At 70.7% G+C, this 26,270-nt stretch carries 12 protein-coding genes and 1 pseudogene; 4 read left to right on the top strand and 9 right to left on the bottom strand.

The genetic code is table 11. The features are described 5' to 3' along the window. Positions 1-34: 34 nt before the first annotated feature. The 3 genes from PZB75_RS24910 to PZB75_RS24900 are packed head-to-tail and all read right to left on the bottom strand — an operon-like array spanning position 35 to position 13,745. Entirely contained in the window at positions 35-5,083 is a 5,049-nt protein-coding gene (locus PZB75_RS24910) for a type I polyketide synthase (protein WP_275537520.1), read from the bottom strand. Further along, the gene (locus PZB75_RS24905) at positions 5,080-8,388 is read right to left on the bottom strand and encodes a type I polyketide synthase (protein ID WP_275537519.1); all 3,309 of its coding nucleotides are present in this window, start codon (positions 8,386-8,388) and stop codon (positions 5,080-5,082) included. Before PZB75_RS24905 ends, PZB75_RS24910 begins: the two co-directional genes overlap by 4 nt. After that, on the bottom strand, positions 8,385-13,745 hold the full coding sequence (locus tag PZB75_RS24900; RefSeq protein WP_275537518.1) for a type I polyketide synthase: 5,361 nt from the start codon (positions 13,743-13,745) through the stop codon (positions 8,385-8,387). Before PZB75_RS24900 ends, PZB75_RS24905 begins: the two co-directional genes overlap by 4 nt. Before the next feature lie 263 nt (positions 13,746-14,008). On the opposite strand from PZB75_RS24900, the pseudogene PZB75_RS24895 reads away from it, so the two are divergent. Then, a pseudogene (locus PZB75_RS24895) lies at positions 14,009-14,564 on the top strand (hypothetical protein); the annotation flags it as partial. Between the two features lie 473 nt (positions 14,565-15,037). Further along, the gene (locus PZB75_RS24890) at positions 15,038-15,574 is read left to right on the top strand and encodes a hypothetical protein (RefSeq protein ID WP_275537517.1); all 537 of its coding nucleotides are present in this window, start codon (positions 15,038-15,040) and stop codon (positions 15,572-15,574) included. A gap of 226 nt (positions 15,575-15,800) precedes the next feature. On the opposite strand, the gene PZB75_RS24885 is transcribed toward PZB75_RS24890, so the two are convergent. Next, positions 15,801-17,129 (bottom strand): class I SAM-dependent RNA methyltransferase, encoded by a 1,329-nt coding sequence (locus PZB75_RS24885; protein ID WP_275537516.1) that lies wholly within the window; start codon positions 17,127-17,129, stop codon positions 15,801-15,803. Between the two features lie 127 nt (positions 17,130-17,256). Beyond that, positions 17,257-19,305 carry an APC family permease gene (locus tag PZB75_RS24880; protein ID WP_275537515.1) on the bottom strand — a complete coding sequence of 683 codons (2,049 nt, stop codon included), beginning with the start codon at positions 19,303-19,305 and terminating at the stop codon, positions 17,257-17,259. A 352-nt stretch (positions 19,306-19,657) separates the two neighbouring features. Between PZB75_RS24880 and PZB75_RS24875 the strand changes: the two genes are divergently transcribed. Both PZB75_RS24875 and PZB75_RS24870 read left to right on the top strand, forming a co-directional pair. Further along, positions 19,658-20,326, top strand: coding sequence for a TrkA family potassium uptake protein (locus PZB75_RS24875; protein ID WP_275537514.1), 669 nt, complete (start codon positions 19,658-19,660; stop codon positions 20,324-20,326). Then, positions 20,326-21,003: a TrkA family potassium uptake protein gene (locus PZB75_RS24870; RefSeq protein WP_275537513.1), complete on the top strand. Its 678-nt coding sequence runs from the start codon at positions 20,326-20,328 to the stop codon at positions 21,001-21,003. Before PZB75_RS24875 ends, PZB75_RS24870 begins: the two co-directional genes overlap by 1 nt. 149 nt (positions 21,004-21,152) lie before the next feature. Here PZB75_RS24870 and PZB75_RS24865 read toward each other — a convergent pair whose 3' ends face one another. From PZB75_RS24865 to PZB75_RS24850, 4 genes are all read right to left on the bottom strand, one after another. After that, positions 21,153-21,902: a DUF3159 domain-containing protein gene (locus PZB75_RS24865; protein WP_275537512.1), complete on the bottom strand. Its 750-nt coding sequence runs from the start codon at positions 21,900-21,902 to the stop codon at positions 21,153-21,155. Positions 21,903-21,905: 3 nt separating this feature from the next. Then, entirely contained in the window at positions 21,906-22,331 is a 426-nt protein-coding gene (locus PZB75_RS24860; RefSeq protein ID WP_275537511.1) for an OB-fold nucleic acid binding domain-containing protein, read from the bottom strand. A 389-nt stretch (positions 22,332-22,720) separates the two neighbouring features. Continuing rightward, positions 22,721-23,413 (bottom strand): response regulator, encoded by a 693-nt coding sequence (locus tag PZB75_RS24855; RefSeq protein ID WP_275538858.1) that lies wholly within the window; start codon positions 23,411-23,413, stop codon positions 22,721-22,723. A gap of 59 nt (positions 23,414-23,472) precedes the next feature. Further along, a complete protein-coding gene (locus PZB75_RS24850; protein ID WP_275537510.1) occupies positions 23,473-26,019 on the bottom strand; it encodes an ATP-binding protein in 2,547 nt (848 codons plus the stop codon). Between the last annotated feature and the right edge of the window lie 251 nt (positions 26,020-26,270).

Raw genomic sequence — 26,270 nt, 5'->3', positions numbered from 1 at the left:
GCAGCGTCAGTGTGAAGTGTGGGTTCCCGGACCATCAGGCGAGGGTCTCCGCGTAGGCGGCGGCCAGCGCGGCGGACGGGGTCACCCCCGCCGCAGCGGCGTGTTCCTTGAAGCGGTCCCACTGCTGCGGCGGAACAGTCGCGGTGAGGTGGGCGAAGTCGGGACGCCCGATCTCCGAAGGGTCAGCGATGAGCGGCAGTTCCGGCCCCGGCGGCAGCGCGTCGATGCGCTCCACCCAGTACGCGCGGGCCTCCGCGTAGGCAGGCTCGGCCTCCTTGGCACGGAGATGCCGAACGTAGTCACGGAACGTCAGTTCCAGCGGAGCCGGCTGCGGCGCGGCACTCTCGTAGGTGCGTGCCAGCTCGGCGAAGAACTGCGCCGTGCTCCAGGCGTCCATGATGAGGGCGTCGATGCCGACGTGCAGCCGGGTGACGCCACCGGGCAGTCCGGTGACGGCCAGCTGGAACAGGGGCCAGGACAGCGGGTCGAAGACCTGCCCTGCCAGTTCGGCGGACCGCTCGGCGCAGCGTCTCCGCGCCTCCTCCTCGGACAGGTCCGTGAGGTCGAGCCGGTCCAGCCGATAACGGCCGACCTCGGGCAGGACCCGCTGTTCCCCGTCCTGCGTCATCACGGCGCGGAGCATGCCGTGCCGGGCGACGACGGCGTTGACGGCATCCTCGAGCCGGTCGCAGTCCAGGCCGCGCAGGTCCACCTCCAGGAAGAAGAACGTCGAGACGCCGCCCAGTTCGATCCCTTCGGACCTGCCGAAGAGATACGCCTGCTGCAGGTCCGTCAGCCCGAACGGCTCGTACTGCGCCGCTGGGTCGGGAACCAGGGCCGGTGCGGCCGCCTTCACCACGTGGTCCGCGGCGGCGTCCACCGCGCCCGGCCCGGCATCGAGCGCCCGTACCGGGGTGGCCGGAGCGGCCTCCTGCACCGTTGCCTTCTCCTCCCGCGGACCCGGCCGGCCGGACCCAGTCGTCCGCTCCGCCACGTAGGCGGCGAGTTCCGAGATGGTGGCCCCGTCGAGGAAGAGGCCCAACGGCACCGAGACACCGCAGCGCCCCGCGAGGTCCTCCTTGATCTCCAGCGCCATGAGCGAGTCCAGGCCCAGGTTCTGGACGGGCTCGTGGTGGGGAAGGCCCGCCGGGTCGGCGCGCAGCGAGCGGGCGCAGGCCACGGTCACCGCATCGAGGGGATCGAGCACCGGACCCGCGGCGACAGGCGAGGCCGCGCCAGGCGCCGCGGCGGTGTCGGTCACCGGCTCCCATGTCGACGCCACGGACTCCGACGCGGCCGGGATCTCCCGGCGGTCTCCGGCCCGGGCTTCGGCCAGGGTGACCCCGGTGACGGCCGCCCAGCAGACGCCTGACTCGTCCAGCAGGTGGACGTCCGCGACCAGCGTCCGGGAGTCCGCCTCGCTGTCCCGCAGCCGCAGCCGCACGTCCAGCGGCGCGTCGGGCAGCCCCTGGCGGACGTGCAGCGCGTCGATGCCGACGACCATGAAGGCTCGGTCGGCCACCCCGCGGGCGGTCAGCGGCGCGAAGAGCACCTGGAACATGGCGTCAGTCAGCCCAGGAGCGAGTACGTACGGTCCGGCCTCCTCGGGGCCGGACGCACGCAACCGGGCGTGAGCGTTGTCACGGTCGAAGGAGATGTCCTCCACCCACCGAGCCCCGGCGCCGAGATACAGGCGACGTGACCACAGCTGCCGGTAGAAGGCGTCCCCCGTCATACGCCGGGGCAGCGGCGTGGGTCGATCCGGCGGAGCGGCGGGCAGCGCGGGGTCCGCAGCGATTCGGCCCCGGCAGTGCAGAGGCCAGGAGTGCGACGGGTCACCGGGGGCGGACCGGTAGGAGAAGTGGAGTGCGCCCCTGCCCGCGGGTTCGAGTGTCAGCGTCACGGTGGGTCGACACGCCTCGTCGTAGACAAGCCGCTGGAGAACCGTGATGTCCTCGAGCACCACGTCGGTGCGGTCGCCGACCGCCTGGGCGGCCTCCAGGGCGGCCTCGACGAAGAACCCGACATTGACGATGGGTTCTCCGCCGATCACACAGTCGGCCAGCACCGGGTGAGCCGCGCTGTCCAGCGTCGCCAGGAAGGCCGCGCCAGTTCCGGGGACGGGCACCCGCGCGCCCAACAGTCCCGTGCCCGGCGGCAGACGGAGCCCGTCGCGGCTCGGATAGCCCTGCCCGGCCGGGTCCGAGAAGTCCTCGGTCATGGCCGGAGAGACGGCGTCGGTGACGCCACCGGGCCGGGGTCGACTGGCCGTGTACCAGTGCCGGGTCCGCCGGAAGGGGTATGTCGGTGCGTCTGTGATCGTGGCGTCCCGTCCCGACCACAGATCACGCCAGTCGATGTCCAGCCCCGCGGTGTACGCGTCGGCGGCCGCCTCGGCCACGGTCTCACCGTCCGGGCGGCCGGGACGCAGTGAGGCCGCCCACAGACCGTTCCGCAGTTCGGCCGGAACGAACCGTGCGGCCGCCGCCGTCAGTGTGGGGCACGGGCCGATTTCCAGGACGTGCCGTACATCCATGGCCAGCGCGGTCGTCATCGCACCGTGGAAGTCGACAGGCAGGCGGGCCTGGCCGCGCAGGTAGTCCGCATTCCACTCCCCGGGTCCCAGCGCGTCGCCGGTCACGGTGGAGATCAGCGGTACCTCCGGTGCGGCGAAGACGATCCCGGCGACTTCCGCCGCGAAGGCGTCGAGCATGGGCTCCATCAGCGGCGAGTGGAAGGCCCGGGTGCCGGCCAGGCGCTTGCTGCGCAGCCCTCGCCCGGCGGCGCGCCGGAGCACACCGTCGACCTCCGCGGGCGGGCCCGAGACGACTACGTGCTCCGGTCCGTTGACAGCGGCGACCTCCACCCGCTCGCCCGGGACGCAGAGGGCTCGCACGGTATCGCCGGGGGCGAAGACTGCCGCCATGGCTCCCGGTTCGGTCTGTTCCTGCATCAGGCGCCCGCGTGCGGCCGCCATACGAAGGGCATCGGCGATGTCCAGCACCCCGGCGACCGCCGCTGCGGCGATCTCCCCCACGCTGTGGCCGATTACGACATCGGGCGCGAGGCCGGCCGCGCGCCACATCTGTGCCAGCGACCATTCCAGCGCCACCAGGGCCGGCTGGGTGTAGCGGGTGTCGTCCAGCGGATTCCCGGCCGCCTCGTCCACACCGGACGGTCCTTCGCCCCTCGGTGTAATGGGCGCTTCGCCGACGCCGAACACGACGTCCAGCAGGGGCCGGTCCAGCACGTCGTCGAGGAGCTTGGCGCAGTGCTCCATGCTCAGCCGGAAGACGGGCGACTGTGCGAAGAGCTCGGCCCCCATGCCGGGGTACTGAGTCCCCTGTCCGGTGAACAGCCATGCCGTCCGGACCGGTCCTGGGGAGGCGGCGATGGCCGGGCCATTCTCTTCGGCCGCGATGCGGATCAGTTCCTCACACATGGCTTCCGGCGTGGTGGCGACGGCCGCGCGCCGGTACGGGAAGTGGTCGCGGGCTGTGCCGGCTGTGTGGGCGAGATCCGCGAGGTGTGCCGTCGTGACTGGCTGACGGGGTGCGCCGGAGCCGTTCGCGGAGTCGTCGAGCTGTCGGAGATAGCCGCGGGCCAGGGTGGCGACGCCCTCTGGGGTACGCGCGGACAGGGGGAGCACCCATGCCTCCGGTTCCCGCACGGTGCGTGGCCCGGGGCCGGTTAACGTCGCGGCGTGCCCCGACGAGGGGGCCTCCTCGACGATGATGTGGGCGTTGGTGCCGCTGGCGCCGAAGGAGCTGATCCCCGCCCGGCGCGTCCGCTCTCCCCGGGCCCATGCATAGGGAACGGTGGGGACGGAGATGTTCAGCGCGGCCAGGTCGATCTCGGGGTTGGTCTCACGCAGACCCATGTGGCCGGGCAGCGTCTCGTGGGTGAGGCTCAGGACGACCTTGAGTAGTCCCGCGACGCCTGCGGCGGGTTCGAGATGGCCCAGGTTGCTCTTGACGGAGCCGATGAGCAGCGGTCGCTCGCGCTCCGGGGTGGCCAGCACGTCAGCGAGGGCGTGCACCTCGATGGGGTCGCCCAGCGGGGTCCCCGTGCCGTGCGCCTCGACGTAGTCAATGTCGTGCGGCTCCAGCCCCGACGCTGCGAGCGCCGCGCGGACCACGTCGCGCTGGGCCTTCGCGCTGGGGACGGTGACGCCGCTGGAACGTCCGTCCTGGTTGACGGCGGTGCCACGGATGACGGCCAGGACCCGGTTCCCGTCAGCCCGCGCGTCCGACAGCCGCTTCAGTACGAGGACGCCGCAGCCCTCGGACCGTACGTAGCCGTCAGCTGCCGCGTCGAAGGTCTTGCAGTGCGCGTCCGCCGCCAGCATGCCGGCCTTGCCGAGCACCGTGTACCACTCGGGCGCCAGCAGGACGTTGACGCCGCCGGCCAGGGCGGTGTCCGCCTCACCGCAGCGCAGCGCCTGCACCGCCAGATGGACGGCGACGAGCGAGGAGGAGCAGGCGGTGTCCACCGACAGGCTGGGTCCGTGCGTCCCCAGCCAGTAGGCGATCCGGCCCGCCGCGAAGGTCGAGGCGGCGCCGGTGAGTGCGTACGCCTCCAGGTCCTCCGCGGCGACCTGAGTCAGTAGTGCCTGCTGGTAGTCGTTGTTGGTGACGCCGACGTACACGCCGGTGCGGGAGCCGCGGAGGCTCGTCGGCCTGGTGCCGGCGTTCTCCAGGGCCTCCCAGGCCACCTCCAGCAGGAGCCGCTGCTGTGGGTCGAGACAGGTCGCCTCGCGGGGGGACACGCCGAAGAACTCCGCGTCGAAGCCGTCGACCTGGTCCAGGAAGCCTCCCGAAGGCGTTCCGTCGGGGAATCCGCCCGGTACGTCGGCCAGTCGTGCGGCCGGGTAGGGAGTCACGGCGTCCCGGCCCTCGGCCAGGAGGTTCCACAGTTGCTCGGGATCGTTGGCGCTGCCGGGCATCCGGGCACCCATGCCGACGATGGCGATGGGTTCGCCGATACCCGAGCGAAGGAAGTTCCGCTCTTCGGAAAGGGTTTTGATCCGCTCCAGAGCCGTCTCCAGGAGGGCTCTGGTGTCAGCGGGTATGTGGTCGGTCATGCATGTCCCCCGTGCGTCGGATGAGAGCGCCGGAGCTGAGACTCCAGCGCCCGGATGATGTCCTCGTCGGTGAGGGCGGTGCCCGTGCCGACGGGCGCCGCTCCGGCCGCAGGCGCGCTGGTCGCCGCGGTGGCGCCGGAGCGGGCCTGCGGGATGGGCCGGGCCGCGGTCACGTGCCCCTGCCTGGCGTTCAACAACTGTGCAATACAGGAAGCGAGTTCGGCCGCCGTTGGATGCTCGAAGAGCAGTCTGGTGGGCAAGGTGAGGCCGAAGGCGCGCGAGAGGCGGCTCCTGGCGCGGGCGGCCAGCATGGAGTCCATGCCGAGGGAGAAGAAGCCCGCGTCCACGTCCAGCGTTCCGGCCGTCAGACCGAGGGTCTCGGCGATGGCCTGGTCCACGGCTTCGACGACCTGCGCGACCGTCCACCCACCGGGGGCCCCAGACGGGTCCACCGGCCGTGGTGTGCCGGACGCGCCCGAGTTCCCCGGCTTTCGCGCACCTGTGGAGGGCTCAGCGGTGCGCTGGCCCGGAATTCCGGGTTCCGGCCACGGGTGCGCCCACTGGTTTTCAGTGAACCAGTGCCGCTCGCGCTGGAACGGATAGGTGGGCAGGGCCACCATGGGGACCGGGGCCCGGTGCTCCCCGGCGCGGTGCGGCCAAGGGCCGCGCCTGCGGTGGGCGTACAGGAAGCCGGAGGCCCGTTCGCGGGCGACCACATCCCGCAGGTCGCGGTGGAGCGTCCAGGTGGCCGCCGCGCCCGTGCCGGCGCACAGCCCTTCCAAGGCGTCGATCAGCGTGGGGTGCGGGGCCAGTTCGACGAAGGTGTCACAGCCTTGCGCCAGCAGGGCGGCCACGGCGTCCGTGAAGCGCACCGGTGCCCGGAGGTTGTCGCACCAGTATTCGGCGTCGGGCCCTTCGGTGAGGGGAGCGCCGCTGACCGTGGAGACCAGCGGTACCTTCGGCGCCAGTGGCCGGATGCCGGCGAGCGCGATGCGCAGCGCGGGTTGCAGCGCGTCCGTCTGCGGGCTATGGGAGGCGACGTCCACGTGCACGAACTTGGCGAACACGTTGCGTTCGGCCAGCTGCGTGGCGACCCGTTCCAGGGAGTCGGCACCACCTGAGAGAACCGTTGAATGGGGGGAGTTGATGACGGCGACGCAGATGTCGTCGTAGACCGAGCACAGTTCGTGGGCGGCGTCCCGGCCCAGACCCACCACCAGCATCCGGCCCTGCCCGTCAATGCGGGAGAGCAGCCGGGAGCGCTCGCAGATGATCCGGGCGGCGTCGGTCAGGCTCAATGCCCCGGCGACGTGCGCCGCCGCGACCTCTCCCATGCTGTGCCCGACGACCGCGTCCGGCTCGACTCCTGCTTCCCGCCACATTGCCGCCAGGCCGACGGCGATGGCGAACAGCGCGGGCTGCACGAAGCGGGTGGGGAACTTTCCCTCGTCGCCGTGGTCTATCAGCTCCAGCACGCTGCGGCCGAGGAACGGCCGCATGGCGCGGTCCACCTCGTCCAGGACGGCGGCGAAGCGGGGGCTGGCGGTGCGGAGCCCGCTCGCCATGCCGAGCCAGTGGGGGCCCTGGCCGGGAAAGACGAAGACGATACCGCCGGTGCCCTTGGCCGAGCCCGTCACTCCAGCGGGTCCCGGCTCTCCCTCGGCCGCCGTGCGCAGGGCCGCGACCAACTCCTGTGGCGTTGCGCCGGAAACCGAGAGCCGCTGCGGGAGGAGCGTCCTACGGTGGTCCGTGGCTGCGGCCACAGCCCGTACCCGCGCGGCATTGGCATCCGCGAGCAGGTCCGCGTACCGGTCCGCGACCCCTTCCAGGCCCTCGGTGGTGGCGGCGGACAGCCGCAGCGTGAACGGGCCGTCGACGGCCGGGGCGGTTGCCTCGGAAGCGCCTGCCTGCAAGGTCTGCACGGATACCGGAGGCGGGCCGAGAACGGCGTGCGCGTTGGTGCCACCCGCCCCGAACGCAGAGACGGCAGCCAGCCGGTGCTCGTCGTCCTCGTCCCAGGGCCGCACCTCGTCCCCGGCGAAGGCCAGCCGCGTTCCGGCCGTCTCGAGACGCGGGTTGACGGTGCGCAGATGGAGCGTCGGGTAGACCTTCCGGTGGTAGGTCGCCAGGGCCGCCTTCACCAGGCCGGCGAGCCCGGCCGCCGCCTCCAGGTGCCCCATGTTCGTCTTCAGCGAGCCCAGCCGGCAGGTGGGCCCGTCGACCGCGCCGTAGACCTCGGCCAGGGCCTCCACCTCGATGGGGTCGCCGAGGCTGGTCCCGGTCCCATGGGCCTCGACCAGGCTGATCTGTCCGGGCTCCACCCGGGCGGCGCGCAGAGCGGCGGTGATGCACTCCCGCTGTGCGCGCCCGCTGGGTGCCGTCAGGCCGTTGGTCCGTCCGTCCTGGTTGACGGCGGTGCCGTGGATCACGGCGTACACCCGGTCGCCGTCGTTGACCGCGTCGGTCAGCCGCTTGAGGACGACGGCGACCACTCCCTCGCCGCGTACGTAGCCGTCGGCGGCCGCGTCGAACGTCTTGCACCGGCCGTCGGGCGACAGCGGCAGGCCCTTGGAATGCGCGACGGAACTGGCGGGGGAGAGCAACAGGTTGACGCCCGCGGCGACCGCCGCGTCGCACTCTCCGGAGCGCAGGGACTGTACCGCCAGGTGCACGGCGACCAGCGAGGATGAGCATGCGGTGTCCACCGCCATGCTGGGACCGCGCAGGTCGAGCTGGTAGCTGAGCCGGTTGGCGATGATGCAGTTGGTGCCACCGACCACCGAATACAGGTCCACCGTTTCCGGACGGTTGAGCTGCATGGTGAGGTAGTCGCTGGAGTTGGCCCCTACGTAGACCCCGGTGCCCGACCCGGCGAGCCGTTCCGCGGGCAGTCCCGCGTCCTCGAACGCCTCCCACGCCACCTCCAGCAGCAGCCGCTGCTGTGGATCGATGTGTGCTGCCTCACGGGGTGAGATGCCGAAGAAGCGGGCGTCGAATCGGTCCACGTCGTCCACGAGCGCCGCATGCCTCATATGCGTTCGGCCGAGCGCCTCGGGATCCGGATCGTGGAGTGCGTCGTGGTCCCAGCGCACCGTGCCGAGCTCCCTTACCGTGTCCCGGCCCGCGGCCAGCGCCTCGTGCAGGTCCGCCGGAGAGCCGATCCCGCCCGGCAGCCGGACTCCGATGCCGGTTACGGCGATGGGTTCGCGCCGACCACAGCCAAGTTCCTCCACTCGTGCCCGCAGGTCGCGCACCGCCGTCAGCGCGGCGCTCAGCGCTTCCGCGGATCCCCCGTTCTCTGTCACAGCTCCCCCACCAGCGCTTCCAGTTCTCTGAGTTCTTGTTGCAGCGCGGCGAGCTCCGTGTCCGGGTCCGCCGCCGTCCCGGCTGCGTCGGCGTTGTCCGGCTGCGGCGCGGGGCAGTCCTCCTGGGGTTCCGCCGGAACGGCCTCTTCGGCGAGGCGCCGCTCAAGTTCGGTCGAGAGCGCGTCTGCGGTGGGGTAGTTCCAGATCACCGTCGAGGAGAGCCTTAGACCGAACAGCACCTCCAGCCGCCTCCGCAGCTCCAATCCCATGATCGAGTTCAGGCCGATGTCGCGGAACGGCTCCGCCGGATCGACCTCGGTCGTCGACACCCCCGCGACCTCGCCCACCGTCTTCTTGACAGCCTCGGCGATCCTGGACGAACGGCGGTGCACAGGAAGGTCCGCCAACTCCGTTCGCATGGACGGAACTTCCGAACCGGGGCCCGACGCCGCGGCCGGCAGGTGACGGATCCGCATGCCCTGCACCCGCAGGGCGACCCGCCCCCCGCTGTGCACCTCCGCGTCCGCCGTGTACGTCTCCCCGTCTGGTGCCGCCGCCAGAGATGTCAGTACACGCGCATCGGCCTCGACGGGGCCGTTCAGCGTCACCTCGCGTACCGCGGTGGTCATGACCGTGCGGTCCGGTGGGAGGGCACCGGGGCCGGTGAGCAGTGGCGCCGCCGCGGCCTGGAAGACGGCGTCCAGCAGCCGCGGATCGACCGGCAGACGGGGTTCGGCCCGGCGTAGGTCCACGTCCAGCTCCGCCACCGCGCCCGTCGCCGTCACGGAGAGGCGCCTGATACGCCGGTAGTGCTGCCCGAATTCCAGCCCGCGGGCGGCACAGCTGCGGTAGAGGTCCTGGGCGCGATCGGCATCACCGGCATGCTTGCCCTCGCTTCCGGGGGCGAGGGGGGCCGGTGTGCCGACGTCGTCCGACCCGTCGCCACCTGGGTATGCGGCCACCCGCGCTGTCGCCACCTGCGTCCACGCCTGCCCGTCACGGCGGTGGAACGCGACCTCCATCTCCCCGACGGACGGACTTGCGGTGCCGGTCCTGACCGTGGTCTGCAACGTGGTCCCGGCCGATTCCAACGGCAACGACGTGGGCAGGTCGAGGTCCCGTACGGTCCAGGCTGCGGCAGGCCCGCTGTCCCGCGAGGCCGACCCGGTCCGTGTGCCGTGCGCCGCCTCTGCCGCCGCGTACGCGGCGACCGAAACGAACGCGGCTGCCGGAACGATGACCTGGCCGTCGATCACATGGTCGGCCAGTGACCAGGTTCCGGTGTCCAGCACTCCTGCGTACACCGACACGTCGGGATCGTGGGGTAACTGGGTCCGAACACCCACCGGGTTCGTCCGGTCGCGACGGGGCCCGTCGCCGCCGAGCACCGGTGTGCGGACCCGCTGCCAGGGGTACGGCAGCGGTGGCGGGGTGGCGCGGGCTGTGGGGGCGACCGCCTGGACCTCCACCGGGACGCCCGCTTCGTAGAGCTGGCCCAGCGCGCCCAGGAGCGTCGGCCACTCAGGCTCTTCGCGACGCAGCGCGGGCACCACCAGGGCTCCGCCATGTTCCGCGGCGGTCTCCTGCAATGACGAGCTGAGCACCGGATGCGGGCTGATCTCCACGAAACAGTCGAAGCCGTCGCCGAGCAACTGTCCGGTGGCAGCTCCGAAGAGCACCGGGTCACGGAGGTTGCGCGACCAGTAATCTGCGGTCAGCTCCGCGCCGTTCGCCACCCTGCCCAGCACCGTCGAGTACAGCGGCAGCTGGGACTCCGTCGGCCGCACGTCTGAGAGGACCTCAAGCAGCGGTGGCAGGATCGCCTCCATCTGTGGACTGTGCGAGGCCACTTGAACGCGCACCAGTCGGTTGAAGACCCCGCGCGCGGTGAGTTCGGCGGCCAGCCGCCCGATGTCTTCCTTGGCGCCCGAGAGCACGGTGGAGCGCGCCGAGTTACTGACCGCGACCGAGACGGTCGGACTGTCGGCGCACACTCGCTCCGCCTCCGCGAGCGACAGCTCGGTGGCCAGCATGGCGCCCGTTCCGGTCAATGAGTCCATCAGCCGGGAGCGGCGGCCGATGACGGCGGCGGCATCATGGAGACTGAGCGCCCCGGCCAGATGCGCGGCGGCCGCCTCACCCATGCTGTGCCCCACCACCGCGTGCGGGGTGACGCCGTGGTGCACCAGCGTACGGGCGAGCGACACCTGCATCGCGAACAGGAGCGGTTGCGCCGTAGCCACGTTGGTGAAGGCTGCGTCATCGCCCTCCAGCAGGGGCTTCAGCACCTCGGCGCCGCTCGCCTGCGCCATCACGGCGTCGCAACGCCGCAGGTGCCGTGCGAATACCGGGTCGCGCCTGTAGAGGTCGCGACCCATTCCGCACCACTGACCGCCCTGGCCGGGGAAAACAAACGCCACACGCGGTCCCGGCACAGGCCCCGCTCCGGCGTTCCCGGTCGCGCGGGCCCGTCGCACGGTCTTCTTCGCGTCGTCCAGGGTCTGCGAACGTTCGAGGAGTCGCTGCACAGCTTCTTTGCGCTCGACGGCCACGATGCCTGTCCGGTACTGGAGCGTCCCGAATCCGTTCAGTGCCGCCCCCGCCGCGTAGGGGGACACGTCCTCTCCCCACCAGTTCGCGGCGTCGCGACATCGCTGGGCCAGGGCGGCAGGCGTGTGGGCGCTCAGTGTCAGCAGCACGGCACGGTCCGCTGCGGAATCCGCCGGGCCGTCCTCGTGGAGACGAGAGTTGTCCGGCTCTCCAGCGGTCTCTGACCTCCTGGCGCCGTTCCGTGCCACCAATGCGGTCGCGATCTGGTCCAGCGCGTGTCCGGACCGCGAGCTGCTCGACAGCACCCGCATGCGCTCGCCGAAGTGGTCCCGCAGCGAGCTTCCCAGTATGGGGTGCGCGTTGATCTCGATGGCCGCTTGCGTGTCCGCGACGAGCGGGTGTTCCAGAGCGCCGGCGAAGTCGACCGGCTCGCGCAGGCCCGTGGCGAAGTAGTCGGCATCGAAGTCACCGGCTCCCATGACCCGTCCGTCCAACGCGGAAACCATCGGGAGCACCGGGGGGTACTGGTCCACGTGGCCGATGTCCCGCGTCAGATCCCCGCGCACCTCGTCGATGGCCGGGCTGTGAGCGGCCAGGTCGACGTTGATACGGCTCGCCCTGTGACCGTCGTGCACGAGCTTGGCGACGAGCTCGTCCAGTTCCGCCGTTGGCCCCGACAGGTTAGTCGACCGTGCGGAACTCTGCCCGGCGACGACGACGTTTGGGTACTTCTGCAAACGGGCCGCCAGCTCCGCGGAAGGAAGCGGCACCACGGCCATCCCGCCGCCACGCCCGGTCAGCCGCTGCTGAGCCCGCGCGTAGTGCGCCACGATCCGCCCGCCCTCGACCGCAGTGATGGCGTCCACCGCCACGGCGCCGGCGATCTCGCCCAGGGAGTGCCCCGCGACGACGGCAGGGCACACGCCCCGGGCTACCAGGCTGCGTGCGAGTCCGACCTGCACCGCGTACACGGCGCACTGGCTGACGGCGACCCCCTCCGTATCCGGGTCGGCGCCTGTGGCCAGGAGGTCGAGCACGGAACGTCCGAGCACCGGTGTGCTGCCGCGGTCGCATTCGATGACGGCAGCCCGGAACTCGGCGTCCGTACGCAGGAGGTCGCGCCCCATGCCAGGCCACTGCCCGCCGAAAGGAGTGAAGGCGAAGAAGGCCCGGGCGCCTTCGACCGCTGCCTCGGACTCCCCCGTGCCGGGCACGGCGGGCTGTTGTGCCAGCTGCGGGTAGGGGCCGACGACCGCATGGGCATTGGTTCCACCCCAGCCGAAGCCGCTCACCCCGCCGAGGAACGTCTCGTCCCGCGGGAGCCGAAAAGGCTCCGTGGGGACGTCCAGGCCCAGCGCGTCGAGGTCGATGTGGGGGTTGATCCCACCGGTGAGCCGACAGGGCGGAACGGTGCGGTGGTGCATGACCAGCGCCGCCTTCACGAGCCCGGCGGCGCCCGCAGCGCCCTCCAGGTGGCCGATGTTGGCCTTGAGCGTGCCGAGATGGACCGGCGCGTTCCGTACACCGAGGGCACGGGCCAGTGCCGTCGCCTCAATCGGATCGCCGAGCGAGGTGCCCGTACCGTGTGTTTCGACGAACCGGACCCGCGAGGGGTCGGTGCCCCCACGCGCGTGCGCCTGCGCCACGACCGCCTGCTGCGCGGTGGGACTGGGCGCCGTGAGCCCGTTGGTGTGACCGTCGTTGTTGACCGCTGTGCCGTGCAGAAGGCACCAGATGTGGTCCCCATCGCGCTCGGCATGACTGCGTCGCTTGAGTATCAGTGCGGCCGCCCCCTCTCCGCGGCCGAAGCCGTCGGCCTGAGCGGAGAACGCCTTGCTGCGTCCGTCGGGGGCGAGGCCCCCGAAAGACATGAGGTCCTCTGTGGTGGCTTCGGACTGGAGCAGGTTGACGCCGCCGACCAGTGCCACGTCGATCTCCCCGGCCCGCAGCGCCTGGGCTGCCAGGTGGACGGCGACCAGGGAGGACGAGCACGCGGAGTCCAACGTGACCGAGGGCCCCCGCAGGTCGTAGAGGTAGGAGATGCGGTTGGCCACCATGGCGAGGCTGGAGCCGGTGGCCGTGTGCAGTGTGTGACGTCCTGGACGGCCCGCCGCTCCGTGCTCGCTCCAGATGCTTCCCGCGTAGACTCCCGTCGCGCTGCCCCGCAGGCCCGTGCGCAGCAGTGTGGAGGCTTCGATCGCCTCCCAGCACACCTCCATGAAGAGCCGCTGCACTGGGTCGAGTGCCGCGGTCTCGCGCGGGGTCAGATGGAAGAAGCCATGGTCGAACTCGTCGAGTGACTGCCGCAGATAGCCCGCGTCGGGCAGCGTTCCCGGCTCTTCACCGAACCGGTTCGCGGGTGGCGGACCTATGGCTTCCGACCCGTCGAGCACCAGATCCCACAACTCGGCGAGCGTCTCCGCTCCCGGCAGCCGCACGGCCATCGACACCACGGCCAGCGGTTCGTCCGCATCCCCACGGACGGTGTCCGCCTGCCTGGCGCGATCCCCGGACCCGGCGGCGCTGCCGATGCTCGCGGCCTCCCCGGAGACGACGGCGCGGGCCAGCCCGTTCACCGTCGGAAACGTCCAGCCGGCCATCACCGGTATCGAACGGCCCAACTCGCGGCCCAACTCGGCGATGAGAGCGGTGACCGCCTGGGACCCCAGTCCCGTCGCCGAGAACGTCGCGTCCCGGTCCAGGTCTCCGGGCTCGACGCCGACTTCGCGCCGCACTCGATCGGCGAGCCAGTCGGCAACCCTCACGACCGGCCACGGTGAGGCGGAACGTGCGGTGGTCGCCGTCATTGCCCCCTCCCCGCGCCTTGTGCGACGAGGACGCGCAGGCGACGTGCGGACACCGTGCAGTAGGTGACACCGCTGTCCGGCGGACGGTTCCTGCTCTGTGGTTGCCGCGGATGACTGGGCCAGTCAGGGCCTAACAGCCTCGGTGCGGTGCGTCCCGCTGCAGGCAGGGCAAGCTGTCCGACCATTTGTAACCCCCCGGTTTCAACGTCAACGAGGTTGACGGTATCAGAGGCTCGGGCGCGCTATCGGGTGACCCGGTGCCGACGTCGGCAGCGCGAGTCTGGAAGACCGAACTCGGCGCTCTGGCCACCCAGACCGGCCTCGAGATCACGGTCCGCCACATGCGACCAGGCACGTCGAAGTGGAACAGAATGGAGCACCGGTTGTTCTCCCATCATCTCGATGAACTGGCGCGGTCGCTTCCACCGCGACTGGAACCACACCCTGCGATCTCGACTCGACGTCACCACCACGGCCCAAAGCCCGCAGCGGACCAGCGCTTCCTCCTCACAGCCCTGCACTGGGTATCTGCGCAGCCCAGAACTCACCGGCATCCCCGAACCTGCGCTGGGCGAGCTCATCGGCCAACTGTCACAGCCAATCGCCGAGTTACGTGAGCGAGCCCGGTTCCGACAGCGCGGAATCCACCCCGTGAAGCAGAGCCCAGCACCACCTGAGCGGACCGGCCGCGATCAGACACCACCACGCCCAGAACTGCGCCGAAGGCCCGTGCCAACTACACGGACCAACTGCTCGAAGAGCTTGCCGCGAACGATGGCCGCCTCGTCAAGCCCATCGAGCCCGGCCCACACGCAGTGAATTGGGCACCACAGGTGAACACCGTCCGCAAGTCCGACAAGATCCCGCGCAGACAAGAGCTCTACGCACACCGCACCCACCGCGGCTACGAAATCAACTCGTCGTCGACATCCCTGCCTGGCGCCTCGCCGAACTCACCCCGCTCCCCGTTCCGGCCAGACTCACCAAACCCCACCCCCTCGTGGCCGCCCTCCAACAACGGCCACAGCCCATAGGGCTCACCAAATCCATCCAAGGCCGAGCCCTGCGCGTCATCCAAGCCCTCATCATCGCCACCGAATCACAAGGCCATAAGGCAGCACTCGGAACCGCGCAAGGCGCTCCCCCACCCCACCGTCGCCGCAGCGCCACCACCGCACTTCACCATCGGCACCCAAGGCGAAAGCGTCGGATTCCTCGTCCCTCAAGAACAGGACCGCAGCGAACACATCCCCACCGACAAGGAACTCGCCGACGCCAAGAAGCCCTCATGGATGCGCATCGCCCGCTTCGACTACACCCCCTCAAACCGCCTGCGCTTCATCCTCCGCGGCGGCAGCCCGCACCGCGCGAGCGAATGGGCCCGGGTCCCCGACCGGCCGCTGGAAGACCAACTCGCCGAAATCGCAACAGAAGCCGACCTCCGCGGCGAAGCCGCCGAACACCAACGCCTTGCAGACCAGCAAGCCAGGAAAGCCCAGCAGAGACGCTGGGAAACCGCCATGGAGGAAGCGCGCACCGCATACGCCTACGCCTATCGCGTCAAGCACCTCGAAGAACAAGCAGACGCCTGGCACCAGACCAAGCGCCTGACCGAATACGTCACAGCGGTACGCGACCACACCACATCGCTGCCCCCCGGACAGGAAAGGACAGAGATCGAGGCGTGGCTCGCCTTCGCGGACGCCCGGCTCCAGCACCTCACCGAGTCCGCCGCAGCGCCGAAGCCGCCCTCCCCACCCAAGCCCAGCGGCGACGACCTCAAGCCTTTCCTCGACCACTGGAGCCCTTACGGACCCCGTTCCTACTGAGCCTCAAATCAGGCCATATCGTGTACGACTTCACCAAGAGGAGGTAGAGAAGGAGCCCTCTCAAGCCGTACTCGACACACCATCACCTGCAGAAACGAGCACCTGACAGCTCATCAGAACGTGCGTCAAACGTGCGTCAGAAGGGCCCAACGTGCGTCGAATATGCGTCAAGATGTCGCCCGTAACGCCCACAGCACACATAATGCACACTCGGCAAAACGGCAGGTCAGGCGCCCTTTGCGGCAGGCTCCAGAATCGCCACGCACTCCACATGATGCGTCATCGGGAAGAGATCGAACGCCCGCAGCGTGCGCACCGTGTACCCCCCGTCCCGGAAGTAGCCCAAGTCCCGCGCCAGGGCCGCCGGGTCGCACGCCACATAGGCGATGCGGCGGGCGCCGAGGCCCGTCAGGTGCTTGACGGTCTGCCTGCCGGCGCCGGCGCGCGGCGGGTCGAGGACGATCAGGTCGGTCTCGGTGATCCCGGTGCGCGGCAGGGCCTGGTCGACCTTGCCGTGCTCGATGCGGACCCGGTCGAGGTCCTTCAGGTTGTGCTGGGCGTCCTCGACCGCGCGCTTGCCGGATTCGATGCCGAGCACCGCGCCCTTCTCGCCGACCCGCTGGGCGATGGCGCCCGCGAACAGTCCGACGCCGCAGTACAGGTCGAGGGCCGTGTCGCCCTTGCGCGGCATCAGGCCCTGCATGACGGCCTTGACCAGGGTGTCCGCCGCCTGCGGGTGGACCTGCCAGAAGCCGCCCGAGCCGACCCGGTAGGTGCGGTCGTCGGCGCGTTCGCGGACGAAGCCCCTGCCGTGCACGCGGTGGATGCCGCCGTCGTGTTCCTCGACGCGGAGCACGGAGACCGGCCGGTCCAGTTCGACCAGGGGCAGCCGGCCGCCGGTCCTCGGGGTGAGGATGACCTGGCGGTCGTGGGAGCCGGTGGCGGCGATGGCCTCGACGGACTCCATTCCGGGCCACTCGCGCTTCTCGACGCCGAGTTCCGAGACACCGGGCGCCGCGATCATGCATTGGTCGATCGGCTGGACGTCGTGCGAACGGTGCTTGCGCAGTCCGGCCCGCCCGTCCTCGTCGACGGCGTACTGGACACGCGTGCGCCAGGCGGGGACCTCACCCTTGGGGAGCTTGTCACCTTCGGCCGGCACGACCGTGCCGTCCCAGCCGGCCTCCTCGGGAGTGAGGCCCGCGAGGCGCCGCAGTTGCTCGGTGATCACCTCGCCCTTGAGCCGTCGCTGGGCACCGGGCTTGGCGTGCTGCCAGTCGCAACCGCCGCACTTGCCGGGGCCCGCGTACGGGCAGGGCGCCTCGACGCGGTCCTTGGACGCCTCGATGACGGTGACGGCGTCCGCGCGCAGGAAGCGGGAGCCGGTCTCGCCCTCGGTGACGCGGGCGACGATCCGCTCGCCGGGCAGGGTGTGCCGTACGAAGAGCACCTGACCCTCGGAGGTGCGGGCGATGCAGTGGCCGCCGTGTGCGACGGGCCCGACCTCGACCTCGTACTCCTCCCCGACCAGCGACGGCGTGGATTCGTTCTGCATGAGGGGGTGGCTCCAGAGGTCAAGGGGATACGAGGGGGAGAAGAGGGGAAGAGGGAAGCGGCCGGACAACAGCCCACCATTCTACGTGGGTGCCGTCCGGCCGCTTACCACATGCGCATACGGAGAGTCAGCTCTTGTTGCCGGGTTCCTTCGGACGGCGCTCCACCGGTCCTCGGCGCACCGATCCCGGGGCGCTCCAGTCGGCCCGCCGTCTGGCGCGCTTCTTCGCCGCCTCGGAGGACTCCAGCTGGTACGGCACGGAGGTGACCATCACCCCGGGGGTGAACAGCAGCCGCCCCTTGAGCCGCAGCGCGCTCTGGTTGTGCAGCAGGTGTTCGTACCAGTGCCCGACCACGTACTCGGGGATGTACACACTGACCACATCGCGCGGGCTCTCCCGGCGCAGGCCCTTGACGTATTCGACGACGGGCCGGGTGACCTCGCGGTACGGCGAGTCGAGGATCTTGAGGGGGATGTCGAGGCCGCGTCGCTCCCAGTCCCCCCTGAGCACCTTCGTCTCCTCGGGGTCGACGCTGATGGAGAGGGCTTCGAGCCGGTCGGAGCGCATCAGCTTGGCGTACGCGAGGGCGCGCAGGGTGGGCCGGTGCAGTTTGGACACCAGGACGATGGAGTGGACGCGGGCGGGACGCATGCTGTCGTCGGAGGGGGTGTCGTCGGCGGCGATCTCCTCGGCGACCCGGTCGTAGTGGCGGCGGATCGCGGTCATCGTGCCGAAGAAGATCACCATGCCGAGCAGGGCGACCCAGGCGCCGTGGGTGAACTTGGTGGCCAGGACCACGACGAGGACCAGGCCGGTGAAGAAGGCGCCGAAGGTGTTGATCGCCCGGGAGCGGATCATGTGGCGGCGTTTGGCCTGGTCCCTCTCGGTGCGCAGATGGCGGTTCCAGTGCCGCACCATGCCGGTCTGGCTGAGGGTGAAGGAGACGAAGACGCCGACGATGTAGAGCTGGATCAGCCGGGTCGAGTCGGCGCCGTAGACGATGACGAGCAGGATGGCGGCGCCGGCCAGCAGCACGATGCCGTTGGAGAAGGCGAGCCGGTCGCCCCGGGTGTGCAGCTGGCGCGGCAGATAGCGGTCCTGGGCGAGGATCGAGCCGAGGAGCGGGAAGCCGTTGTACGCGGTGTTGGCGGCCAGGAAGAGGACGAGCGCGGTGGCCGCGGCGAGTACCACGAAGAAGAACGTCCCGTCACCGAACACGGCCGCCGCGACCTGCGAGATCACCGGGTCCTGGACGAAACCCGAGCCGACCGCCGCGCCGTTGTGGATGAGGTCGCGCGCCGGGTTCTCGGCCATCTTCACGTCCGTGACCATGGCCAGGGCGATGATGCCGCAGAACATCGTGACGGCCAGCAGGCCCATCGCCGCCAGGGTGGTCGCGGCGTTCTTGCTCTTGGGCCTGCGGAAGGCGGGTACGCCGTTGCTGATGGCCTCCACACCGGTGAGGGCGGCGCAGCCGGAGGAGAAGGCCCGCAGCAGCAGGAAGACCATGGCGAATCCGGCCAGGCCCTCCCGCTCGGGCCTGATCTCGTAGTCCGAGGTGGGGGCGTGCATGGTGTCACCGAGGACGAGGCCGCGGAACGCGCCCCAGACGATCATGATGAAGACACCGGCGACGAAGATGTAGGTCGGTACGGCGAAGAGCTTTCCGGACTCCTTGACGCCGCGCAGGTTCATCAGCGTCAGCAGCACGATGGTCGCGACCGCGCAGAGCACCTTGTGCTCGACGACGAAGGGGATCGCGGAGCCCAGGTTCTCCACCCCGGACGCGATCGACACGGCGACGGTCAGGACGTAGTCGACCAGCAGGGCGCTGGCGACGGTCAGTCCGGCCTTGGGGCCGAGGTTGGTGGTGGCGACCTCGTAGTCGCCGCCGCCGCTGGGGTAGGCGTGCACGTTCTGCCGGTAGGAGGCGACGACCGTGAACATGAGGACCACGACCGCGACCGCGATCCAGGGGCTGAAGTGGTAGGCCGACACGCCCGCGACGGAGAGCACGAGGAGGACTTCTCCGGGTGCGTACGCCACCGAGGACAGCGGGTCGGACGCGAAGACGGGCAGTGCGATGCGTTTGGGGAGAAGAGTCTCCCCGAGCTTGTCGCTGCGCAGCGCCCGGCCGATCAAGATCCGTTTGGGCACGTCGGTCAGTTTGGACACGCAGAGGATCGTAAGCGTTGGGTACGGGGCCCGGCTCACCCACCACCCCAAAGGTTGGGCAATCCGTCGCGACCGGCGGTGGCGGCGGCCGGAAGCGGGCGTTCCGGCCGCCGGAACGGCCCTCTCGTCATGCCTCCCCGGTGGCTCTCCCGTCGCGCCTCCGCCCTGTTCGACACGACGCCGCCCCCGAACACCCACACGGATGACGGCTGCGCCGTGGGCGCGGCATAAGCTCGTGCCCAGGCAACGCGGCGCGTTGTCGCCCGTCGTTGCCCGGCAAGCCGAGAGAGAAGAGTGAGCACAGTGTTTTCGCAGGTCAGCGGCATGACCAGGACTGCGGGGTAGGCGCGAGGTGCACATCGTCATCATGGGCTGCGGGCGCGTCGGTGCCGCTCTCGCGCAGACCCTGGAGCAGCAGGGGCACACGGTCGCGGTCATCGACCAGGACGCCACGGCGTTCCGTCGCCTCGGGTCGGGGTTCGGCGGCCGGCGGGTCACCGGGGTCGGCTTCGACCAGGACACCCTCCGCGAGGCCGGGATCGAGGAGGCCGGTGCCTTCGCCGCGGTGAGCAGCGGGGACAACTCCAACATCATCGCGGCGCGGGTGGCCCGCGAGATGTTCGGCATCGACAACGTCGCGGCGCGGATCTACGACCCCCGGCGCGCCGAGGTCTACCAGCGTCTCGGGATTCCCACGGTGGCCACGGTCCGCTGGACGGCGGACCAGATGCTGCGGCGGCTGCTGCCGTCCGGCGCCGAGCCGCTGTGGCGGGACCCGAGCGGCGGGGTGCAGCTCGCCGAGGTGCACACCACACCGTCCTGGATCGGGCACAGGATCAGCACGCTCCAGGAGGAGACGGGCGTCCGCGTGGCGTTCCTCACCCGACTGGGTGAGGCCATACTGCCGTCCTCGCAGACCGTGCTCCAGGAGGGCGACCTGGTCCACGTGATGATGCGTACGGACGAGATCGCCCAGGTCGAGGCGGCCTTCGCCGAGGGCCCCGAGGAAGGCGGTCACTGATGCGCGTGTCGATTGCCGGAGCGGGCGCGGTGGGCCGTTCCATCGCGGCCGAGCTGCTGGAGAACGGGCACGAGGTACTGCTGATCGACAAGGCTCCGACCGCCATCTCGGTGGAGCGGGTACCGATGGCCGAATGGCTGCTGGCGGACGCCTGTGAGATCACCTCGCTGGACGAGGCGGCGCTGCAACGATGCAACGTCGTGATCGCCGCGACCGGCGACGACAAGGTGAACCTGGTCGTGTCGCTGCTCGCCAAGACGGAGTACGGCGTGCCGCGGGTCGTCGCCCGGGTCAACAACCCGAAGAACGAATGGCTCTTCAACGAGTCGTGGGGCGTCGACGTCGCGGTCTCCACACCGCGCCTGATGTCGGCCCTGGTCGAGGAGGCGGTGAGCGTCGGCGATCTGGTGCGGCTGCTGCGCTTCAGCCACGGCGACGCCAACCTGGTCGAGCTGACGCTGCCCCCGGAGTCGGCGCTGGCCGGTACCCAGGTCGGCGACGTGGCGTGGCCCGAGGACACCTCGCTGGTCACCATCATCCGGGGCACCCGGGTGCTGACGCCCGGTGCGGAGGAGACCCTGGAGCCCGGCGACGAGCTGCTGTTCGTGGCCGCTCAGGCCCGCGAGGAGCAGCTGGAGGACCTGCTGTCGGTGCGCCGGGACGGTCCGGAGGACTGATTCCGGTACGGCTCCGACGCGTTCCGCGCGCCACGTGCCGTACGAGACCTCAGGGAAGGGCCCGGAACCATGGAGCGCATGGTCCCGGGCCCTTCCTGCGCCGTTGATACGGGCGGAGCCGCGTCCCTCGGTGGGGTGCGGCCGCGCCGTCAGAGCTCCTGGTCCTGCGGGCTGCGGGCCGCGGCCTTGCGGGCCTTCTCGGCCTGCTCCTCCGCCTCCATCTCGGCGAACACGTCGATGGGCGGGGGCGCCTTGGCCAGGAAGACCCAGGTCAGATAGACCGCCAGCAGGAAAGGCGGGATCTTCAGGGCCACCAGCACCCAGCCGAGCTGGGTGGTGTCGGCCCACCAGTAGAGCGGGAACAGCACCGCGCACTTGGCGAGCAGGATCAGCCCCCAGGCCCAGCTGGCCTTGGCGTAGGCCCTGCGGCGGCCGGGGTTCCTGGTCCGCCAGGAAAGGTTCTCCTTGAAGACCGGGCCCAGGATCAGTCCGATCAGCGGCACACCGGCGATGGTGGTGACGATGTACGCGAGGGCCAGGCCCAGCGTGTAGAGCATGCCCGGGAGGTAGAAGTTCTTGGCGTCGCCGGTCATCATCGCGAAGGCCACGCCGAAGGCGACACCGAAGACGCCGCTGAAGGCGTGCTTGACGGTGTCCCTGCGGACCAGCCGGACGACGACCAGCACCACGGAGAGCGCCAGGGCGGCGATCGCCGAGTGGTGCAGGTTCTTGTTGATGGTGAAGATCGTGACGAAGAGCAGTCCGGGCAGGACTGTCTCCACCATGCCGCGCACACCTCCGAACGCCTCGAAGAGGGCAGCCTCGGTGACCGCCTTCTGGTCGGCTTGCGGCTGATTGCTGGTGTCCGTGTCGGACGTCGGCTTGTCGAGAGACGTCACCGGCTACTCCTTGCCGAGCGGTCGGAGTTCGTATGTGGGGTTGAACAGCACCCGGCGCCCGTGGCTCATGGCGATCCGGCCCGAGGCGATGAGCCGACGGCCCGGCTCGATGCCGACGATGGAACGCCGCCCGAGCCAGACCACGTCCAGAGGCGCGGTGCCGTCGAACAGCTCCGCCTCCAGCGCGGGTACTCCGGCACGGGGGCGCAGGGTGACGGTCCGCAAGGTACCAGTCACCTTGACGATCTGGCGGTCGTCGCAGTCGGAGATGCGGGTGCACCCCGACGCCTGCGCGTCCTCCTGAAGCTCCTCGGACTCCAGATCCTCCTGGGAGCTGGACAGCCGGTCGATCATCCGGCGGAAGCGGCCGGACGGCCTCTCCGCCTTCCCGGCCTTTCCGGTCTTCTCGGATCGGGGAAGAGCACTCATACCCGAAGGGTACCGGGGGCGCGGGGTACGGACGGCTGTCCGGGTGCCCCGTCCGGACGAGTGAGCGCGCGGGGCACGAGAAGTAACCCGAACGAGTCACTCCGGTCCGTCGGGACGGCGCGTTCGGTCGGGGGCGGGACGACGAGGGACCGGCGCCACCGGGCCGCGGAGCAGGCGCGGGAATCGGGCAGGCGCGGAGAGCAGGCACACTCTGGAATCAGGAGGCGGCACAGGCCAGAGGTCGCCCCCGGCCCAGGAGGCGGCACAGGCCAGAGGTCGCCTCGTGCCCAGGAGGCGGCGCGGGGGCGGGGCAGCCCCCGGAGTCAGGCGCGGGAATGGCAGCCGGAGCAGCCGCGGGCGCCCGCCCCGCCCGGCCGGGCGGCCCAGGATCAGCCGCGTTCGAACCGGTAACCCATGCCCGGCTCGGTGACGAAGTGCCGGGGGTGGGCCGGATCGGCCTCCAGCTTGCGGCGGAGCTGGGCCATGTAGACCCGCAGGTAGTTGGTCTCGGTTCCGTACGAGGGTCCCCACACCTCCTGGAGCAGCTGCTTCTGGCTGACCAGCCGCCCGCTGTTGCGGACCAGGACCTCCAGCAGGTGCCATTCGGTGGGGGTGAGCCGTACGTCGCGGCCCTCGCGGTGCACCTTCTTCGCCGCCAGGTCGACGGTGAAGCCCTCCGCCTCGATCACGACCACGTCGTCGGCGCCGTCCTGGCCGACGGGCTCGGCCCTCCGTACCGACGCCCGCAGTCTGGCCAGCAGCTCGTCCATCCCGAACGGTTTGGTCACGTAGTCGTCCGCCCCGGCGTCCAGGGCCTCCACCTTCTCGTCGGAGGTGTGGCGGGCGGAGAGCACCAGGATCGGTACCCGGGTCCAGCCGCGCAGCCCCCTGATGACCTCGACGCCGTCCATGTCCGGCAGCCCCAGGTCGAGGACGACGACGTCGGGGTGGCGGGCGGCCGCGAGCCGGAGGGCGGTCGCCCCGTCGGGCGCCGAGTCGACCTCGTACTTGCGCGCCTTCAGGTTGATCACGAGGGCGCGTACGATCTGCGGCTCGTCGTCGACCACAAGCACCCGGGTCATCGCGGTCCTGCCTCTCTGCTGTACGGACGTGTCAGGGGTCGTGGGGGTGGGCCCGGTCGTCATGAGGTGACCCTGGCGGGCAGGTCGGGGCCGGCCGCGGGGGTGTGGCCCGGGACCGCCCGGAGCGTCAGCACCATGGTCATGCCTCCGCCGGGGGTGTCCTCGGCGCCGAGCGTGCCGCCCATGGACTCCACGAAACCGCGGGCGACCGCGAGCCCCAGTCCGACTCCGGCGCCACGCGGGGCGTCCCCGTACCGCTGGAAGGGTTCGAAGATCCGTTCCTTGCCCTCGTCGGGGACGCCGGGGCCCCGGTCGGTGACGCGGAGCTCGACGCGCTCGCCGAGGGCGCTGGCGGCCACCGCGACGCGTTCGCCGGCGGGGCTGTACTTGACGGCGTTCTCGACGATGTTGGCGACGGCCCGCTCCAGCAGACCGGGGTCGACGGCGACCATGGGCAGTGTCTCCGGGATGTCCAGGTCGACGCTGTCCTCCGGTACGCCGCCGAGTGCCATCGGGACCACCTCGTCGAGGTCGATCTCGCGGATCAGCGGGGTGACGGTGCCGGTCTGGAGCCGGGACATGTCGAGCAGGTTGCCGACCAGGTGGTCGAGGCGGTCGGCGCCGTCCTCGATGGCCGCGAGGAGTTCCGCCTCGTCCTCGTCGGACCAGGCGACGTCGTCGGAGCGCAGCGAGCTGACGGCGGCCTTGATGGCCGCCAGCGGGGTCCGCAGGTCGTGGCTGACCGCCGCGAGGAGGGCGGTCCTGATCCGGTTGCCCTCGGCGAGCCGCCGGGCCGCCTCCGCCTCCCACACCAGCCGCTGCCGGTCGAGGACGACGGCGGCCTGGGCGGCGAAGGCACCGAGCACCCGGCGGTCCTCGGCGGGCAGCACCCGGCCGGACAGCGCGAGCGCCATGTGGTCGCCGACCGGCATGTCCACGTCGGCGTCCTCCGGGCGGGCCGCGGGCGCCGGACCGACACTCCCCGCCCGGGTCCACGGGTCGACGTCGCTCTGCCGTTCGAGCAGGGCCACGGACTCCATGCCGAAGGTCTCCCGTACCCGGTCGAGCAGGGCGTCCAGGGTCGTCTCGCCCCGCAGCACGCTGCCCGCCAGGAAGGACAGGATCTCCGACTCGGCGCGCAGCCGGGCCGCCTGATGGGTGCGGCGGGCCGCCAGATCGACCACGGAGGCCACCGCGACGGCCACCGCGAAGAAGATCACGATGGCGACGAAGTTCTCCGGGTCGTAGACGGTCAGGGTGTGGGTGGGCGGGGTGAACCAGTAGTTGAGCAGCAGCGAGCCGCTGGCGGCGGAGGCGAGCGCGGGCAGCAGCCCGCCGAGCAGGGCCGCCAGGACGGTCATGAAGAGGAAGAGCAGGACGTCGTTGGCGAGTCCGGGGCCGTTCTCCAGGCCGTTGAGCAGCAGGGAGAGCAGTACGGGACCGCCCACCCCTATCGTCCAGCCCCAGAGAATCCGGGCCCGGCCGAGGCGGGCGCCGCGCGCGATGGGCAGGCCACGGCCCTTGGCGACCTCCTCGTGCGTGACGATGTGGACGTCGAGGTCGGGTCCCGATTCGCGGGCGACGGTGGCGCCGACGCCGGGCCCGTAGACGTACTGCCACGCCTTGCGGCGGCTGGAGCCCAGGACGATCTGGGTGGCGTTGACGCCACGGGCGAATTCGAGGAGCGCCGAGGGGATGTCGTCGCCGATGACGTGGTGGAAGGTGCCGCCGACGTCCTCGACCAGGGTGCGCTGGACGGCGAGTTCCTTGGGCGAGGCGGAGGTCAGTCCGTCGCTGCGGGCGATGTACACGGCGAGGATCTCGGTGCCCGAGCCCTTGGCCGCCATCCGGGACGCGCGGCGGATCAGCGTACGGCCCTCGGGGCCTCCGGTGAGGCCGACGACGATGCGTTCGCGGGCCTGCCAGGCGGTACGGATGTCGTGCTCGCCCCGGTACTGCTGGAGGTATTCGTCGACCCGGTCGGCGACCCAGAGGAGGGCCAGCTCGCGCAGGGCGGTGAGGTTGCCGGGGCGGAAGTAGTTGGACAGGGCCGCGTCGACCTTGTCGGACTGGTAGATGTTGCCGTGTGCCATGCGGCGGCGCAGTGCCTGGGGCGACATGTCGACCAGTTCGAGCTGGTCGGCACGGCGGACGACCTCGTCGGGCACGGTCTCGCGCTGCCGCACGCCTGTTATCGACTCGACGACGTCGCCGAGCGATTCGAGGTGCTGGATGTTGACGGTGGATATGACGTCGATGCCGGCCCGGAGGAGTTCTTCGACGTCCTGCCAGCGCTTGGTGTTGCGGGAACCCGGCACGTTCGTGTGGGCCAGTTCGTCGACGAGGGCGACGGCCGGGGCCCGTCGCAGCACGGCGTCGACGTCCATCTCCGAGAAGACGGCGGAACGGTGGACGATCTCACGCCGGGCCATCTGTTCGAGGCCGTGCAGCATGACCTCCGTGCGGGGCCGTTCGTGGTGTTCCACGACGCCGACGACGCAGTCGGTGCCCCGCTCCACACGGCGGTGGGCCTCGGAGAGCATCGCGTACGTCTTGCCGACGCCCGGTGCCGCGCCCAGGTAGATCCGAAGCTTGCCGCGTGCCATGGCCCCATTGTCTTTCACCGAAGCGGTGGCGGCCGACGCGGCAGCCGCTGTCGAAGCTACCGCGCGAATGTCCGGCATATCGGACAGAGGGTGGGCGGTGAGGTCCGTATTGACGGGATTCTGACGCGCGGGCGCACGGGCGCGGAGGTCGTACGCGGGGCGGGCGGTGACCGTACGGAGCAGGCGCGGGAGCGTGCGTGATGCGGGCAAGGCCGTACGGAGTGCGCGCGGACCCGTACGCGAAGCGCGCG

Origin of the sequence: Streptomyces sp. AM 4-1-1 (assembly GCF_029167625.1) — a bacterium.
In the GTDB taxonomy this organism is placed as follows: Bacteria; Actinomycetota; Actinomycetes; order Streptomycetales; family Streptomycetaceae; genus Streptomyces.
This window is presented reverse-complemented; position numbering and strand designations above follow the sequence as displayed.